21 protein-coding genes and 1 tRNA gene are annotated in these 14,354 nt (G+C 30.1%); 8 read left to right on the top strand and 14 right to left on the bottom strand.

Annotation, left to right across the window (positions count from 1 at the left end; genetic code table 11):
* Positions 1 to 24: 24 nt before the first annotated feature.
* Positions 25 to 318: a TMEM165/GDT1 family protein gene (locus AC6EIW_RS01875; protein ID WP_498520929.1), complete on the bottom strand. Its 294-nt coding sequence runs from the start codon at positions 316 to 318 to the stop codon at positions 25 to 27.
* A 16-nt stretch (positions 319 to 334) separates the two neighbouring features.
* Positions 335 to 676 carry a TMEM165/GDT1 family protein gene (locus AC6EIW_RS01870; protein WP_498520928.1) on the bottom strand — a complete coding sequence of 114 codons (342 nt, stop codon included), beginning with the start codon at positions 674 to 676 and terminating at the stop codon, positions 335 to 337.
* A 308-nt stretch (positions 677 to 984) separates the two neighbouring features.
* Between AC6EIW_RS01870 and psb30 the strand changes: the two genes are divergently transcribed.
* Positions 985 to 1,068, top strand: a complete 84-nt coding sequence (gene psb30 / locus AC6EIW_RS01865) for a photosystem II reaction center protein Ycf12/Psb30 (RefSeq protein WP_071813363.1) — start codon at positions 985 to 987, stop codon at positions 1,066 to 1,068.
* A gap of 4 nt (positions 1,069 to 1,072) precedes the next feature.
* On the opposite strand, the gene recJ is transcribed toward psb30, so the two are convergent.
* The gene (gene recJ / locus AC6EIW_RS01860; RefSeq protein WP_498520927.1) at positions 1,073 to 2,962 is read right to left on the bottom strand and encodes a single-stranded-DNA-specific exonuclease RecJ; all 1,890 of its coding nucleotides are present in this window, start codon (positions 2,960 to 2,962) and stop codon (positions 1,073 to 1,075) included.
* Between the two features lie 61 nt (positions 2,963 to 3,023).
* Between recJ and AC6EIW_RS01855 the strand changes: the two genes are divergently transcribed.
* Together AC6EIW_RS01855 and AC6EIW_RS01850 are read left to right on the top strand one after the other, a co-directional pair.
* Complete coding sequence (locus AC6EIW_RS01855; RefSeq protein ID WP_498520926.1) at positions 3,024 to 3,785, top strand: HAD-IA family hydrolase; 762 nt, start codon at positions 3,024 to 3,026, stop codon at positions 3,783 to 3,785.
* The gene (locus AC6EIW_RS01850) at positions 3,772 to 4,101 is read left to right on the top strand and encodes a DUF565 domain-containing protein (RefSeq protein ID WP_498520925.1); all 330 of its coding nucleotides are present in this window, start codon (positions 3,772 to 3,774) and stop codon (positions 4,099 to 4,101) included. The genes AC6EIW_RS01855 and AC6EIW_RS01850 overlap by 14 nt, the downstream gene beginning before the upstream one ends.
* A 5-nt stretch (positions 4,102 to 4,106) precedes the next feature.
* Here AC6EIW_RS01850 and rpmF read toward each other — a convergent pair whose 3' ends face one another.
* Positions 4,107 to 4,286, bottom strand: coding sequence for a 50S ribosomal protein L32 (rpmF, locus tag AC6EIW_RS01845; protein WP_498520924.1), 180 nt, complete (start codon positions 4,284 to 4,286; stop codon positions 4,107 to 4,109).
* 171 nt (positions 4,287 to 4,457) lie between these two features.
* Between rpmF and ftsH the strand changes: the two genes are divergently transcribed.
* Positions 4,458 to 6,185: an ATP-dependent zinc metalloprotease FtsH gene (ftsH, locus tag AC6EIW_RS01840; RefSeq protein WP_498520923.1), complete on the top strand. Its 1,728-nt coding sequence runs from the start codon at positions 4,458 to 4,460 to the stop codon at positions 6,183 to 6,185.
* A 20-nt stretch (positions 6,186 to 6,205) separates the two neighbouring features.
* Here ftsH and AC6EIW_RS01835 read toward each other — a convergent pair whose 3' ends face one another.
* Positions 6,206 to 6,802: a peroxiredoxin gene (locus AC6EIW_RS01835; protein WP_498520922.1), complete on the bottom strand. Its 597-nt coding sequence runs from the start codon at positions 6,800 to 6,802 to the stop codon at positions 6,206 to 6,208.
* A gap of 124 nt (positions 6,803 to 6,926) precedes the next feature.
* Between AC6EIW_RS01835 and AC6EIW_RS01830 the strand changes: the two genes are divergently transcribed.
* On the top strand, positions 6,927 to 7,340 hold the full coding sequence (locus AC6EIW_RS01830; RefSeq protein WP_498520921.1) for a hypothetical protein: 414 nt from the start codon (positions 6,927 to 6,929) through the stop codon (positions 7,338 to 7,340).
* A 119-nt stretch (positions 7,341 to 7,459) separates the two neighbouring features.
* Here the strand turns inward: AC6EIW_RS01830 and AC6EIW_RS01825 are convergent.
* The 4 genes from AC6EIW_RS01825 to AC6EIW_RS01810 all read right to left on the bottom strand — a co-directional run bounded on the left by AC6EIW_RS01825 (position 7,460) and on the right by AC6EIW_RS01810 (position 9,246).
* Positions 7,460 to 7,533: transfer RNA gene (locus AC6EIW_RS01825), tRNA-Met, on the bottom strand.
* 674 nt (positions 7,534 to 8,207) lie between these two features.
* Positions 8,208 to 8,768 (bottom strand): pyridoxamine 5'-phosphate oxidase family protein, encoded by a 561-nt coding sequence (locus tag AC6EIW_RS01820; protein WP_498520920.1) that lies wholly within the window; start codon positions 8,766 to 8,768, stop codon positions 8,208 to 8,210.
* A 115-nt stretch (positions 8,769 to 8,883) separates the two neighbouring features.
* Complete coding sequence (locus AC6EIW_RS01815) at positions 8,884 to 9,024, bottom strand: hypothetical protein (protein WP_498520919.1); 141 nt, start codon at positions 9,022 to 9,024, stop codon at positions 8,884 to 8,886.
* 15 nt (positions 9,025 to 9,039) lie between these two features.
* Positions 9,040 to 9,246 carry a hypothetical protein gene (locus tag AC6EIW_RS01810; protein ID WP_498520918.1) on the bottom strand — a complete coding sequence of 69 codons (207 nt, stop codon included), beginning with the start codon at positions 9,244 to 9,246 and terminating at the stop codon, positions 9,040 to 9,042.
* A 136-nt stretch (positions 9,247 to 9,382) separates the two neighbouring features.
* Here AC6EIW_RS01810 and AC6EIW_RS01805 point away from each other — a divergent pair, with 136 nt between their 5' ends.
* Both AC6EIW_RS01805 and AC6EIW_RS01800 read left to right on the top strand, forming a co-directional pair.
* A complete protein-coding gene (locus AC6EIW_RS01805) occupies positions 9,383 to 9,607 on the top strand; it encodes a hypothetical protein (RefSeq protein WP_498520917.1) in 225 nt (74 codons plus the stop codon).
* A gap of 393 nt (positions 9,608 to 10,000) precedes the next feature.
* Entirely contained in the window at positions 10,001 to 10,171 is a 171-nt protein-coding gene (locus tag AC6EIW_RS01800) for a hypothetical protein (protein WP_498520916.1), read from the top strand.
* A 793-nt stretch (positions 10,172 to 10,964) separates the two neighbouring features.
* Here AC6EIW_RS01800 and AC6EIW_RS01795 read toward each other — a convergent pair.
* The 3 genes from AC6EIW_RS01795 to AC6EIW_RS01785 all read right to left on the bottom strand — a co-directional run bounded on the left by AC6EIW_RS01795 (position 10,965) and on the right by AC6EIW_RS01785 (position 12,801).
* On the bottom strand, positions 10,965 to 11,156 hold the full coding sequence (locus AC6EIW_RS01795; RefSeq protein WP_498520915.1) for a hypothetical protein: 192 nt from the start codon (positions 11,154 to 11,156) through the stop codon (positions 10,965 to 10,967).
* Positions 11,157 to 11,876: 720 nt separating this feature from the next.
* Positions 11,877 to 12,095: a hypothetical protein gene (locus AC6EIW_RS01790; protein WP_498520914.1), complete on the bottom strand. Its 219-nt coding sequence runs from the start codon at positions 12,093 to 12,095 to the stop codon at positions 11,877 to 11,879.
* A gap of 526 nt (positions 12,096 to 12,621) precedes the next feature.
* A complete protein-coding gene (locus AC6EIW_RS01785) occupies positions 12,622 to 12,801 on the bottom strand; it encodes a hypothetical protein (protein WP_498520913.1) in 180 nt (59 codons plus the stop codon).
* Positions 12,802 to 13,039: 238 nt separating this feature from the next.
* Between AC6EIW_RS01785 and AC6EIW_RS01780 the strand changes: the two genes are divergently transcribed.
* Positions 13,040 to 13,225, top strand: a complete 186-nt coding sequence (locus tag AC6EIW_RS01780) for a hypothetical protein (protein WP_498520912.1) — start codon at positions 13,040 to 13,042, stop codon at positions 13,223 to 13,225.
* An 8-nt stretch (positions 13,226 to 13,233) separates the two neighbouring features.
* On the opposite strand, the gene AC6EIW_RS01775 is transcribed toward AC6EIW_RS01780, so the two are convergent.
* Together AC6EIW_RS01775 and AC6EIW_RS01770 are read right to left on the bottom strand one after the other, a co-directional pair.
* Positions 13,234 to 13,734, bottom strand: a complete 501-nt coding sequence (locus AC6EIW_RS01775; RefSeq protein WP_498520911.1) for a tRNA (cytidine(34)-2'-O)-methyltransferase — start codon at positions 13,732 to 13,734, stop codon at positions 13,234 to 13,236.
* On the bottom strand, positions 13,731 to 14,288 hold the full coding sequence (locus AC6EIW_RS01770) for a bifunctional adenosylcobinamide kinase/adenosylcobinamide-phosphate guanylyltransferase (RefSeq protein WP_498520910.1): 558 nt from the start codon (positions 14,286 to 14,288) through the stop codon (positions 13,731 to 13,733). Before AC6EIW_RS01770 ends, AC6EIW_RS01775 begins: the two co-directional genes overlap by 4 nt.
* Between the last annotated feature and the right edge of the window lie 66 nt (positions 14,289 to 14,354).

The raw sequence follows: 14,354 nt of genomic DNA, 5'->3' as shown, positions 1-14,354 counted from the left end.
GCTTATTGAAAAAGAATTGGTTTACTAGCTATCATAACTAAATTCTTTTTTGCTTTTTGCTAGTAGCTTAATACCTATAATTAAGAATACTATTCCAGATAGCAGTTTGAGTATGAATGCAGGAACAAGGTTTGCAATAGAGCCTCCTGCTAAGGCTCCTAAAAGAGTAGCCAATATGAGGGCTAATGAGGATCCTATAAATACTGCTAATGGCTTATTGGTCGTACTACTTAAAGTTATTGTTGTTAATTGTGTTTTGTCACCCATCTCAGCTAGAAACACAGTAACAAAAGTTGTAAAAAGAAGCGTTAGAATCATAAATTTTTTACAAATACTATTTTTGCATAAAGTCAATAAAACCTTGTGTTACCAGGTATATACCCAAACTTAACATAATTACCCCTGAAAGAACTGTAAACCTTTGCCTGGGAAGCTTATTTGCGATCCATCTACCGATAAGAACTCCAAGAAGACTTGTTGTGATAAGTGCAAGTGCAGCACCTATGAAAATAATTAATGGTCTGCCAGACTGAGCAGATAACATTAATGTGGCAAGTTGTGTTTTATCTGCTAACTCAGCCAGAAATATTGTACTAAAAGTGGTTATTAATATACTTAAAAAGGAAGTTGAATCATTTGTGTCAGTTTTTTCGAGTTGAGAGTTTGAATTACCCATTACATCCAATTAAGTGATGTTATCTTTTTTTTATGCTTATCACTAATTCTATATTAGATAGATACTGAAAATGATCAAGCTATTAATAATCTCAGTATGATTAATGTTTTTTTTCAGGGTCAAAGATTACTTTACTAAATTTATGAAAAAATCACTATCAATGTTCTTAGTGCCTCTGCTTATTGTAGTCGGAGAAGGTCCTCAATATCAAAAAATACAACCTGATATGAGTTAAGATCAATATTTTTTAATTATTGTGAAGTAAAGTCTGATTGTTTAGTAAAATATTTTCAGTTTTTTAAATCATCATGGGAAACCTTTTGCCTCTAGTAGCAGTATTTCTTGCAGGACCAGCAATCATCGCATTGATCTTCTACAGAAGAGGTGTATAAATCCCTAGGAAGCTTTGCCAAGTGCAATTTCAGCAAAAGCAAGAATCTTTTTAGCAAACGCTAACTGATTTTTATTAATTTTCGTTGAGTTCATAGAAAAGTCTGAACTGATGCATTCGCCTTTGGTATTAGTTATTAAGACTTCACTATTATCGCTTAATTGACATTTATAAATTCTTTTATGTATTTTTAATTCTATAACTTTAGTATGAGTTTTTATATCGATAATATTTAATTGTAGATTGTTATTTTGTTTCCATTTATTCAACTGAACATAAAAAGCAATATCAATTAATTCATTTTTTTTTAGTTTAGTATTTTCATTCCATTTTATTGCATTAATTGAACTAGTACCATCATTTAAAGTCATCTTTATATGGCCACCATTAAGTTGGGAGATATTTGTAATTTTACATTTCCTTGTCCAAAAAATCGGGGCTGGATTCATAATTCCAAAAGGACCCATCAATAATAACTGTCTATAAAAATCATGGTTAATATCAACAAAACGCATGTAAGCGTCTGGCTTTATAGCCTTATTTAAATCAATATTTTTAAATTCATTTTTAGCTATATTGTCGAGCTTTGCCATCAATTTAACTATATTTTCATCTTTTATTGAAAATCCTGCGGCATCAGAATGTCCACCATGAGCTATTAGAAGATCACTACATTCTTCTAACGCTAGATTTACTTTTAATCGGGAATTAGATCTTATAGAGCCTCTATATATTCCATCACTTGCTAACGCGAGTATGGCAGTAGGTAAATTAAACTTTTCAACAATTCGCGCAGCAACGATTCCAATAATACCTGGGTGCCATTCTCTTTTAGTGAGTACAAGAAACTTGGTACCATTAAAATATTGTGTCTTTGCAATTTCAAGCGCCTCTTCTTCTATTAGGGCAGTAAGTCTTTTTCTTTCTTTATTAATATCAAAACACTTATTAGCAATTCTATCTATAGATTCTTTAGATTTATTTGTAAGAAGATCTATTATTATCTTTGGATCATCAATTCTACCAACGGAATTAATTAATGGAGCAATCTTATAACCTATATCTTCTGATGTTATGTCGTTTTGATTAATTGATAGTTTTTTTATAATAGATTTGACTGCTTTATTATTTGTGCTAGATATTTTGGGCAAAAAGTCTTTAAGCCATTTTCTATTTGCTCCTTTGAGGGGAGCCATATCAGCAACAGTTCCAATACTAAAAAGAACATTTGCGGTTGTGTTGTTGATATCAGAATTTAGCTTATTACATATGTTTTTACCTAATAGGTATGCTATTCCAACACCAGCAAGATATTTATAGGGGGAGTCCTTAGGAGTATTGCTTGGGTGAATTAATGAGTGAATATCTAATTTTTTATCAGGAATTCTATGATGATCTGTAATAATTAAATCAATACCAAATTCTTTTGCCTTTTTAATTGCATCAAAGGCTGAAATACCATTATCAACTGTAATAATCAATTTTATTTGTTTACTATTAATATCAGAGATCATATTTACATTTAAGCCATAACCTTCTTCCTGTCTTGAAGGTATATATGGGGTTACCTTCGCGCCATGTAGAGATAATAATTCAACTAACAGGACAGTACTTGTCATACCATCAGCATCATAGTCTCCGCATATAGCGATTTTATCGTTTCTATTACATGCATCAATTATTCTGTCTGTTGCTTTTTTTAATTCATTGAAGTGAATTTCTGGATTAGGAAGTTCTTTAGGTGTTATGTAGTCATCCAGTTCCTTATTTAAATCAAAACCTCGTCTAATTAATACTTTCTGCAAAATGTAGTTTAAAGAGCAATTATCTTTTTCTTTTTCTTGTACTGGTTTTGGTAATATCCATGTTTTAACTTTATTATGGTCTGTTTTCAAAAGCTTAACCTAGTTTGATTCTTTGCTAGTAAGAATTATATTTGTATTATGCAAAAATAACATGCAAGAGTTAAAAGCTGTCTTTTGGGATGTAGATGGAACAATAGCCGATACTGAGTTGTGTGGGCATAGAGTTGCATTTAATTTAGCCTTTAAAGATTATGAGTTGGATTGGAACTGGAACGAGAAAGAATATTTGGAACTTCTAAAAATTTCAGGAGGTTTAAAAAGAATAATCTACTATCGAAACAAAATACACAGCAAACTGACTGATAGCCAATGTTCAAAAATTCAATCAAGAAAGCGCATACATTACGAGAAATTAATTCGATCTGGAGAGATTAAAGTAAGAGAAGGCGTAATAAGACTAATTAATGAATTAGCCAACTTTAATGTAGGGCAATTCATTGTTACGACCAGCGGTAGACATTCCGTGGAACCTTTTTTAGAGGCTTCGTTGAGTTCGCAATTAAAATTTTTTTCCGGAATAATTACTTATGAAGATGTTAGTAAACACAAACCTTTTCCAGATGCATATAATTTAGCAGTTCAATTAAGCAAGAAATCTAAGGTAAATTGCCTAGCAATTGAAGATTCTACAATTGGTGTTCAGGCTGCCAAGGCAGCAAATCTTAGTTGCCTATTGACACTGCCACCTTGGACAAGCTCTATAAAGAATATATCTAATAAAGCTAATGCTTGTGTTAATTGCCTTGGAAATATAAAAAATCCTTCTAAATTAATTTACGGAGAACGTTTAATTAGTAATAATGTAGATTATGAATATTTGACAGCTATTATTAATAAAAATGCAGAAAACTAAATTCAGGAAAATGATTAATTTTATTTTTACATTTATTAATCCTCTAATATCTGATTCTTGGAGTAAAAGAAGTGTTCTTCTTCTATCTTTACTCTTTGGTTATTATTTTACTAACAGTATACTTTCTTATTTATTAGATAAATCTGTCAATACAATATTGCTTGCAATTCTAATATTAATCATTATGGAGTTATTTATAAGATCATCACTATTGTCAAAATATGGTAATTTATCAGTAATTATAATCTCAATTAATAATTTCAGAATTGGCTCAACCTATGCCCTTCTTCTTGAAGCTTTTAAACTTGGTTCTTAAGTAAATCAATCAGAATCCTCCTCTGATGCCTCATCCATAGGATAAACAAAGCCTTGCGCTCTTCCAGTAAGAACTGATTTCCCTATAGATAAAGCCTTTTCTGCAGCCACAGCAGCTTTGCCTTTCCATGTTGCATGTCTTTGGTTTCTCTTTCCTTTAGAGGTTTTTTTCTTAGGTACCGCCATTTCAACTCAACATTAACAATTTAATATCTTATAACGTCAAGTACCAATTTAACAAAATACCTTTAAACAAAAACCAACGACTTGTCTTTTTTTCTTTAAAAGCTCTAGTTAGTTTAGAATTTGACTATAGTTATATATAAATACTTTTGAATCTATAAATTTAATAATCAAATGATTAATAGTTATAGTAAATTATTAAAGGATATTGAAAGTGGTGAGATAGTATCTATTATTCTAATCCCAAAAAGAAGAGAGGTTATAGTTGAATTTAGAAACTCAGAGAAGAGGGTAATTCCAATATTTTACAATGATCAGAAAATTCTCCGACTATCTGAGGAATATAGTGTTCCACTTACGGTAAAAGATATTAGATCAGAACAGCGTTTAGCCAGTTTTATTACTGGGCTTGGTCTAACATTTATATTTATTTTATCGCTTTCATTTCTAATTAAAAGATCCTCCAAGTTGTTAAATAACATGCAGAGTTTTTCTCGCCGATCCTCTCAAGTTAAAGAAGATGATATCAGAAATATCACGTTTGATGATGTAGCTGGGTTAAATGAAGAATCTGATGAGTTAATAGAAATAGTAACATTTTTAAAAAATCCAAATAAACTCAATGAACTTGGCGCAAAAGCTCCCAAAGGAGTCTTGTTAGTTGGACCACCCGGTAATGGTAAAACTTTATTAGCTCGCGCAATAGCAGGAGAGGCAAATGTTCCATTCTTCTCCATTTCTGCATCAGAATTTGTTGAAATGTTTGTTGGTGTTGGAGCTGGAAGAGTCAGAGATCTTTTTAAAAGTGCAAAATCAAAATCACCATGCATAATTTTCATTGATGAAATTGACTCAATTGGTCGTCAAAGAGGAGCTGGAATCGGAGGGGGGAATGATGAAAGAGAACAAACACTTAACCAATTACTGACAGAGTTGGATGGTTTCAAAACTAATAATGGTGTTATTGTCATTGCAGCGACAAATAGGCCTGATATTCTTGATCAAGCCTTAACAAGGCCTGGAAGATTTGACCGTCGTATCGACATTTCACTACCTGATAGGAAAGCTAGGCATAAAATCTTGTCTGTCCATGCAAGAACGAAACCTCTATGTGATTCTGTTAATCTCATGGAATGGGCAACTAGGACTCCGGGTTTTTCAGGAGCTGATCTACAAAATCTTTTAAATGAGGCTGCAATATATTCCGCCAGAAATAATAAATTAAAAATAAGTTCTATTGATATAGAAAAAGCTCTTGAAAAAGCATGTTTCGGTATATTAGCAAAACCACTTTCAAATAGTGCGAAGAAAAGACAGATTGCATATCAAATTATTGGTAAAACATTAGTAGCTTTATTACTTCCATCTCAGGATAAATTAGAAAAAATATCATTATTTAAGTCTCTTGGTGATATGTATGGAATGACTTATTTCACACCCGATGAGGAGACTATTGATAGTGGACTCCTAACACGACGTTACATTTATAACAAGATTGTAATTTTACTCGGATCGAGAGCTGCCGAAATTGTTGTTTTTGGATCTAAAGAAGTTACGCAAGGTTCGCAAAGGGATCTAGAGAATGTTTACTATTGGGCTAACCAAATGGTTACAAGATTTGGTTTTTCAGACCTTGGTCCAATTGCTTATGATTCTGAAAAAGATTCAATATTTCTAGGAAAAGATATTATGAAAAATATAAAAGAATATTCTCAACATACAAGTAAAGCTATTGACAAGCAAATAATATCAATATCCAAAAAAGCTCTGGATGATGCTATTGATCTGTTATCAGATAAAATTACTTTAATGGATACATTAGTTGATGAATTAATAGTTAATGAAACACTTGAATCTGATTATGTTATCAACTCACTTAACTCCTATCTTTCTGCAAAATAATCAACTATAAAATATTAATTTTAGAGTGCAGAGAAATATTCTTTGCTTCCTTTAGGGTCTTCTTTCATAGTCTTGTCACCAGGAGTCCAGCCTGCAGGACAAACCTCGTCTGGATGAGATTCAACATATTGGTATGCTTGTAAAATTCTTAGAGTTTCATCGATATTTCTACCAACAGGTGCCTTGTTAATGGTTGAATGCATGATGACTCCCTTTGGGTTAATTATAAATAAACCCCTGTCAGCTTCTCCATCCTCATTTAATACATTATAAGATTGGGTAATTTCACGCTTCAAGTCGGATACGAGAGGATAGTTAATATCGCCTATACCTCCCTCATTTCGGGGTGTTTGAATCCAAGCTAGGTGAGAAAATTTACTATCAACAGATACACCTAAAACTTCTGTGTTTTTACTAGCGAAGTCGCTATATCTGTCGCTAAATGCTGTAATTTCAGTGGGACAAACGAAAGTAAAATCTAAAGGGTAGAAAAATAAAACCACATACTTTCCTCTGTACTGAGAAAGAGTAATGTCCTTAAATTCTTGATCAACGACTGCAGTAGCAGCAAAATCTGGTGCTTGCATACCTACCCTTAGGCACTCATTTGTCGTCATGGAACTTGATGCGTATTTTGATTGGTTTGGAGGGTAGAGAACTTCCCCTTTTCCTCCATATAATTTATCATGTTAAGACCAAAGAAACTTTGTCTCTCTAACTAAAGGAGAATATTCAATAAAAATGAATGAACCAATAAGTTGGGATCCATCCCTTGTTAAAAAATTCAGTTCATCAAATCATTTTAAATTGTTAAATCAATTAAGAAGTGAAGTTAAAAAGTATCCCTTAAATAATAAAAAGAATTTAAAAGTAGATCAAACTAGGACGAGTATTCAAGATTTCAAAAATAAACCAAATGTTGAGCAGCACAAAAATACATCAATAGCCAACTACTCCAATAAAAACATTGATAACAATACCAATTACTCTAATGTTAGTTTTAATAATTCAAAGAATTTTTCTATATATAACCAAACCAATGATAATACAACGATTCGACAAAGCGATACTTTCTCAAGTGATCAATCAAATTCAGATGACGGCTCTTCATCTATATCCTTCAAAGAACGTCTTAATCAGATAGACATGAAATAGTAACTATTGTTTAATAACTGATAGTAAAACCAATCTTAATACTACAAATAGAAATAAAAATGCTAGACAAAAAATTAAGCAACATCATTGTTTGATATTTCTTTAATCTAATAATCAAATGTCAGTGGAGAGACTTGAACTCTCGACCTCAGCGTTATGAATGCTGTGCTCTAACCGGCTGAGCTACACTGACTGGGGGATACAACCATAACAAATATGAGATTAACCCTAGCTTTTACAAAGAAAAAAGTTCCTTGAACCAGAGTAATCAAATGTGAACTGATAAGGTATCATTCAACATAATAATTCAGGATGGTCATCTAAGGAAGAAATCTTTAGATCAAATTTTTTTTGAGGTCTTTGAATAAAGAAAAACTATTGAAGCTGACGTTATTGAATTTATTGAAAATCATGTATCCCTTAAGCTGTTGCCCAGGAGAGTTGATTAAAAAGAGAAAAAAGCACTTATTAAAAGTATAAAAAAATTATATATAAAATAGTTAAATAAGCTATATCATAAAATATTGAATTAGGAAAAATAGCTCATATTACTTCTTAAGTTTGTAAAGGAAAGAGACAAGAAATACTAGAAAGTTTATTCTTTGATTACTGTAAAACCTAGAAAAAACATTATTAGAAGGAAAATACAAACCTAAACTTATTAAGAATAGTTTATGTAATCAATCAGAACAATTAATTTATATAATATTAAAAAACCGAAGCTTCATATCTTATTATTGCGATTTTTTATGTTTTTAATGATCTATTAAATGTTGCTATTACTAAAGAAAATTGCTATGTGTATCTAGAGGGTGATCGTAATATAAAGAAGCTTCCCCAACAGCAAGCTTCGTCATCCTCAACTATTTATGGGTTTATACGCTCCTCGATCCATTCATTATTTCTTATCCATCTTCTCCTTATGTGAACTGGGTTACGAAGAACCAATTGATCAACTTGAATTATTTCGATTTTCAAAATAGAAAAATTATTTGATATTTCTTGCTTTGAATTAAATGGTATGTCATTTAATTGTCCAAAGACAAATGGATCCCCAGGACTTGGCCAGTTCCACATTTGCTTGGATTTATCACTTAGTTGATCCCAATGACTAAGATTTTCACTGCTCGATTCAATTGTTGATTTTCCTCGAAACCTAAATTGGCATTTTGATTTAAAAAAAAGCCAACATATTTCAACATTATTATTCAATGCTAATTCATCAAATTTCTGACTTCTATTGTCACTATATATTAACATTTCAAAGGATTTACTCCATCCTCTAAACACTACTGTTCTAACTCTTGGTGTATTGTCTGTTCCTATTGTGGATAATTGAATCCAATTTGAAGAATCAAGTTTTGATTCTTTCCTCTTAGCAGAGCTAAGCAGTGACAACCATGGAGGCATAATAGAGACTTTCGACACTATAGATAAATAATATTAAAATTATATGTTCAGATTAATTTTTTAATTGATACTATTTATTTGCTTTAAATAATAATAAAAGTCTTAATTATTTATTTTTTTTTAAAATTATTTATTAGGATTCTTCATCTTCTTTTCCAACCCTAACTTCCACTCCAACAAAAGTAGCAAATAAAACTATGAATAAGCCAATAATCGATTTCCATAAAACAGTATGACTTACTGGATCAGGAGATTGAAAGAAATCTGGAATCATATCTCAATGATACAACTATTTCTCTTCTTCCCAATCTTCTTCCGCCTTATCGAGAAAATCTTCAACAGTATTATCAAAGGTTTCAGCTACAGACCTCAACATTTTTGAAATAGTTACATCTGGACAAGCTAGATCTTTTTGGATAGCTTCAGCACAGTCTTTGATATCTTCCCATGCATCAACAAGAATTTGAGAATCTTCAGGTTTCCAATCATCTTTCATAGATCAACTCCCCATCAAATATTGATAATAAAATATCTCATCACCAATAAAATTTTAGCTTTATAAAAGCGTGTAAATGTCTTGGTTTCTAGATTTAAATCCAATGCCAAAGCTCAAATGTTAGCTTTTCAGCGATATGAAAAACAAATCAAATCAGATTCATAAGCTTCGTTCAAATGATGACGCTGCATTTACTAATACTGCTCAAGTCCAAAAAGCGTTAGCTCAACTAGAGGCGAACCTCTCTAGAGAAGAAAATCAAAAGGTCACAGAAAAATCCAAAAAAAATAGTTTCCCTTGTGTCAAGAAGTTTCAAACTTATAATTCTTATTTACGAATTTTGAAAAACACCTATAAATAAAATAGACATTAGATTTTTATCATGCTATTGCCTAAGCCAGTTAGACCAGTTGATTCTGAAAAGAAAGGAAAAGACAGTTAGGCTTTATTGAATCTGTTTACTTAATTTTTTCAATTAAAGAACATAGGTAGGAAACATACCTATGTTCTTTTTTATGTACCAAATAATATTAGTATTATATCTTATATATTATTTGAGGAAGAAATCTAAGGATATATTAATTTACACTTACTAATCAATAGTTATAGTCAACTATTGATTAATCAACTGATTTTGATTCTAACTATTGACATCTAGAAAATCTTTGGCAAATTTGTTCTTGTATTCTTCCTATTAGTTCATTAGTTACTTATCTAATGCTTATAAGGAAAAATTCATATTCTCACATTGTCTATGAAAACAGCATCTATAGAACTTCAAAAACTTAGGTCCATGGCTGAGAACTCATTGAATAAAACAGCTGAACTCCAACAGGTTTTGGCCCAAATAGAAGCGAACCTCTCATTGGCCGAATGCCAAAAAGTTAAAGAAAAGACTAATCAAACTTCAAACATCAATAAATAAAAAAATCAATATGCAAAAAAAAAAAAAATATTTTTATATGGTTATAAAATAAGTTATAAATTTAGTTAAATATGAAAATTGAATTGTTTTAAAAAATAAAATACAATAACTATGGATAGAGCTTAGATATTTTTTTGAGTTGACTTTCCCTTTGTCGATTTTTAAACTTACGATTAGTTGCTGAAGTAAAAAGAATTCCAGGTATGATCCAAAAACCAGCAATGATAAATGTCATGAGAACTTGGTTTTCAAATAAAGCTTTTACCATTTTTTATAAATCTAACATCTTCAACAAGTATGGGTGATTTTTGGAGGTAGGGTTTTAACTACTTGATAGTAATCATCTAACTAAAAAATAGTATTTTTAATCTGAATATACATTTTTCTGTCGTTTAATGAAATTATTGTAGAAATAGCAAATCAGAAAGAATAAAAATATAAAATACAATAAAGTAGGAATAGGTTCTTGCCCTAAAACTATTAATATAAAATTACTTACAATTGATATTGACTACGTATTCTAGACAAATTTTATGTATTTTAAGACGAAATCTATTTCTATCTAGTATTACGCTAAAAAAAATGATTTTGCTTAAAAAATCAAAATGCTATTTATTTTCTAATCTCACGCTCTAAAAACTTTCTTATAAACAACTAAACTTTTTTTTTAATGTAATTCAAGCTGTTATTTGATATTAAGTAATAGTTAATGAGGTTAGATCTATATAATAATTGAGTTTCGTTGATAATAAAGATATAAAAATATATTTTTTTATAAATTGTTTTAAATGATTCAATGACTTATAAATGAATGTAGGACTAGTGAAAGCAAAATGCCCGTCCATATTCCTTTAAACCAACTCAAAACAAGCATTTGATAATTGCTTAATCGAAAATGGTTTTGAATTGCAAGTGCGGCTTTTGTGTCAAGACCAATTAATGAGTATTTGTTATTGGACTTTAAATTAAATAGTTTCCTATTCATCTCACTTTGAGATTACGTTATGTATTATAGCATTATCGTGTATAATAAAAATATTCAATAATAAAAGTATTCAATAATAAAAACTATTTATTAATTATCTATAGAGTTTCTGGAAATTATGGTTTGAGGACATCAGAAGAAATTCGAGAATACTTTAGTTAATAATCTTCAATAATCGTTGAAAGAACGATACAAGGAATCCTTAATAATTCCAATGTATAGTTTGTAATCGTAGATTACTGACTCAACAAATCACTCTTAAAAATAATGTATTAATCAAATAGTTTCAAACCCGCAAAGTAAAAAATTCATTGTTTATTAGCATAGCCTAGCTCTTCGCTTAACAGATTTGGTGAGATTATTTAAGCTTTCGATGTTACCCCTAATTAGTAGTAAGAATAGAGATCAGGGGAAAAATGAAGAATTAAATAATACCGATTAGTAACTAAAAAAACAAGAGACTAAACAAAAATTAAATAATAACTTGAAATTTTACTAAATTTAGTTAAATTAAAAAAAAGTTACTTTAATTTTTTATACCTAATAGTTGACCAAAACAACTATTCATCTAAATTCTAGATTTTTTCCTTAAAAATTCTCCAATAATGACTTGCAACTGTCAGCACTGCATCGAAATTAAAAAACAGATTATTAGAGCAGAAAAAAGGCAAGAATTCTTATTTAAAGAAAGGATTTCTAAATTAAATATTAGGTAGAAAATTATTCACTATATGGAAATACAGGTATGGATATTCTTATTTGTTTTTTATCGTCTATCCTTGTTTCTTCCTCATTAAGCTGAATATCAGATTTCTTTATAGATTTATTTTTTTGTTCTTCTATTGTTTCAAGATTTATAAAAAAGAAATACAATACAATTAATAAAAAATAGGGTAAAAGATTTTTAATGTTTTTTAGTATCAAACCTATTAGATTCATATTTTAATCCATTGTTTATATATACTATAATTCATTATCAGAATCTATGCAAAGTTTTATTTAGGTTCGATACTAAATTAATTAAATAGTTTGGTAATAAGATATACAATTAATTATTAATATAAGCTCAACTCAATAAATATTAATATCTATTAAATGGTGATTGATTTAAAAGATATCAATTATAAAAGCTTTAATATCACCAAAAAAAAAATTGGGCAAAATACATTTATTAATGACACTTTTTCGATGGAATAAGCCACGTTCAGAAATAATATTAGTTGTGTAAATAATACATTGATGTTTGATATATTTTCGTTAGCAACAGCACTCTTTTTCACTAATTATGGAAATGCTGCTGTTCCTGGGATCTTATACTTGTGCATTTTATTTTTTCGTAATATTAATACCATTAATAATCATAATTAATGCAGCAAGGAAGTGTGATAGAGAGAATCCCAATATAATTAACGATTAGGATATCAGATTACCGGACTTGTATCCTAGGGCCTAATTCATTACAGATTTATTTAATTTTATTGACAAATAAAACGTCATAATTTTTATCATCGCTTTCAATAGCATCTATCCATTCTTTAAACTCACATTCTAGAGCTTTCTTATTTTTACCTTCTAGAATAGAAAGTCTTTTGATTGCAGAATTAAGAGTCACCTCACAGCTATCAATCAAGCTTGCTTTTGACATTTGAATCACTTTTGCTTTCGTGATTATAATATTTTGACTAAAAAAGGTTAATTAGTAAATCCCGTAATATAATCAAATTTATTGTCAATTCAAAATATACAAGTATTGATTTTATTAAAGACTTTGTAAGCTAATTGATCTAATTTAAATAATTATTACTATGATTTGGCAATGTGTAATAAATGTAACGGAAGCAAGCATATGTATCATTTAAAATATAAGTAGAGATAGTTCACATATGTCCTCAATGCAATCTGGAGCTTTACAAGCAGTTGAGGTAATGCTTAACGGATCACTTAAGCGTCTTAATAGTTTACAAGGTAAGAATAAGGAGTCACTTTATGACGAATATAAAGAATGGATTGAGATAGACGATACTAATGTAATTAATGACGGTGTCCTATATTGTAACTATCTTGGATAAAACAAAAACTATTTACTTAGTAAATCTAATTGCAAACAAGCTGAATAACAAACTATCCCACAAGCAACAGATAAATTCAAACTCCTAACTCCACCAGCTTTTAATTTATTCTCACCACCAGGCATAGGTATACCCGCAACTATTTCACACTTGTTCATAACGTTATCTGGTAAACCTGTGTCCTCTCTTCCAAATAAAAGTATATCTGTTTCTTTATAAATAATATTCGAGATTGAGTTGCCACTTTTTTTAGTCAGAGCAATAATTCTTGAGTTTTTAAAAGAATTTTTATAATCTTCAAATGATTCATATAAATGTACATCGACATAAGGCCAGTAATCTAAACCAGCTCTTTTTAAATATTTATCTTCAAAGCTAAAGCCAGTTGGCTTAATAATATCTAACGACATATCAAAGGCTAAGCATGATCTACCAATTGTTCCTGTGTTCTGTGGAATTCTTGGTTCAAATAAAGCGACTCTTGGTCGAAAACTATTTAATGAATTCATGGTATTAGATCACCAAATTTATCTAAGTCAATAGCTGTGCCATTGACAGCAAGCCACCTTTGTTTTGAATGGCGACTTATCAATGAGGATAAGGTGCTCTGTCGTTCACGAAATAAATGACCAATTGGTGTGGCGGGTACAATTCCCCAGCCAACTTCCTCTGAAACAACAACAATACATAAAATATCTCCTGAAAGGCAGTTAAGAAATTTAATTTGGAAATCATCCCATTGATCGTCATCTTTTATAAGGTGCTGTTCCACTAATCCACCTAATGAGTCAATTAATATTGACTGGTTTCCTTTAATCGATTCAATTGCATTGCTGATGTTTTTTGGATGCTCAATTAGCGTCCAGTTATCAGGTCTTCTCTTCCTGTGAACGTCGATTCTTTTTTTCCAATCTGAATCATTTGGTCTTGGTTTTGATGTTGCTATGTAAGTGACGGGATCTTGCTCCGATATTAAAAATTCAGCTAATTTACTTTTTCCACTTCTTGTCGGTCCTGTAATTGATATGAGTCCTTTATAATTTTTGGCTATTGGTGTGATCATATTCTGAGCTATTGGATAAATCTATTAATTGTATTTTTAATATATTATATCTATAGTGATTAAAGA

The organism is Prochlorococcus sp. MIT2308, assembly GCF_059772345.1.
The sequence above is the reverse complement of the archived record's forward strand: the minus strand, read 5'-3'. Positions and strand labels throughout refer to the sequence as shown.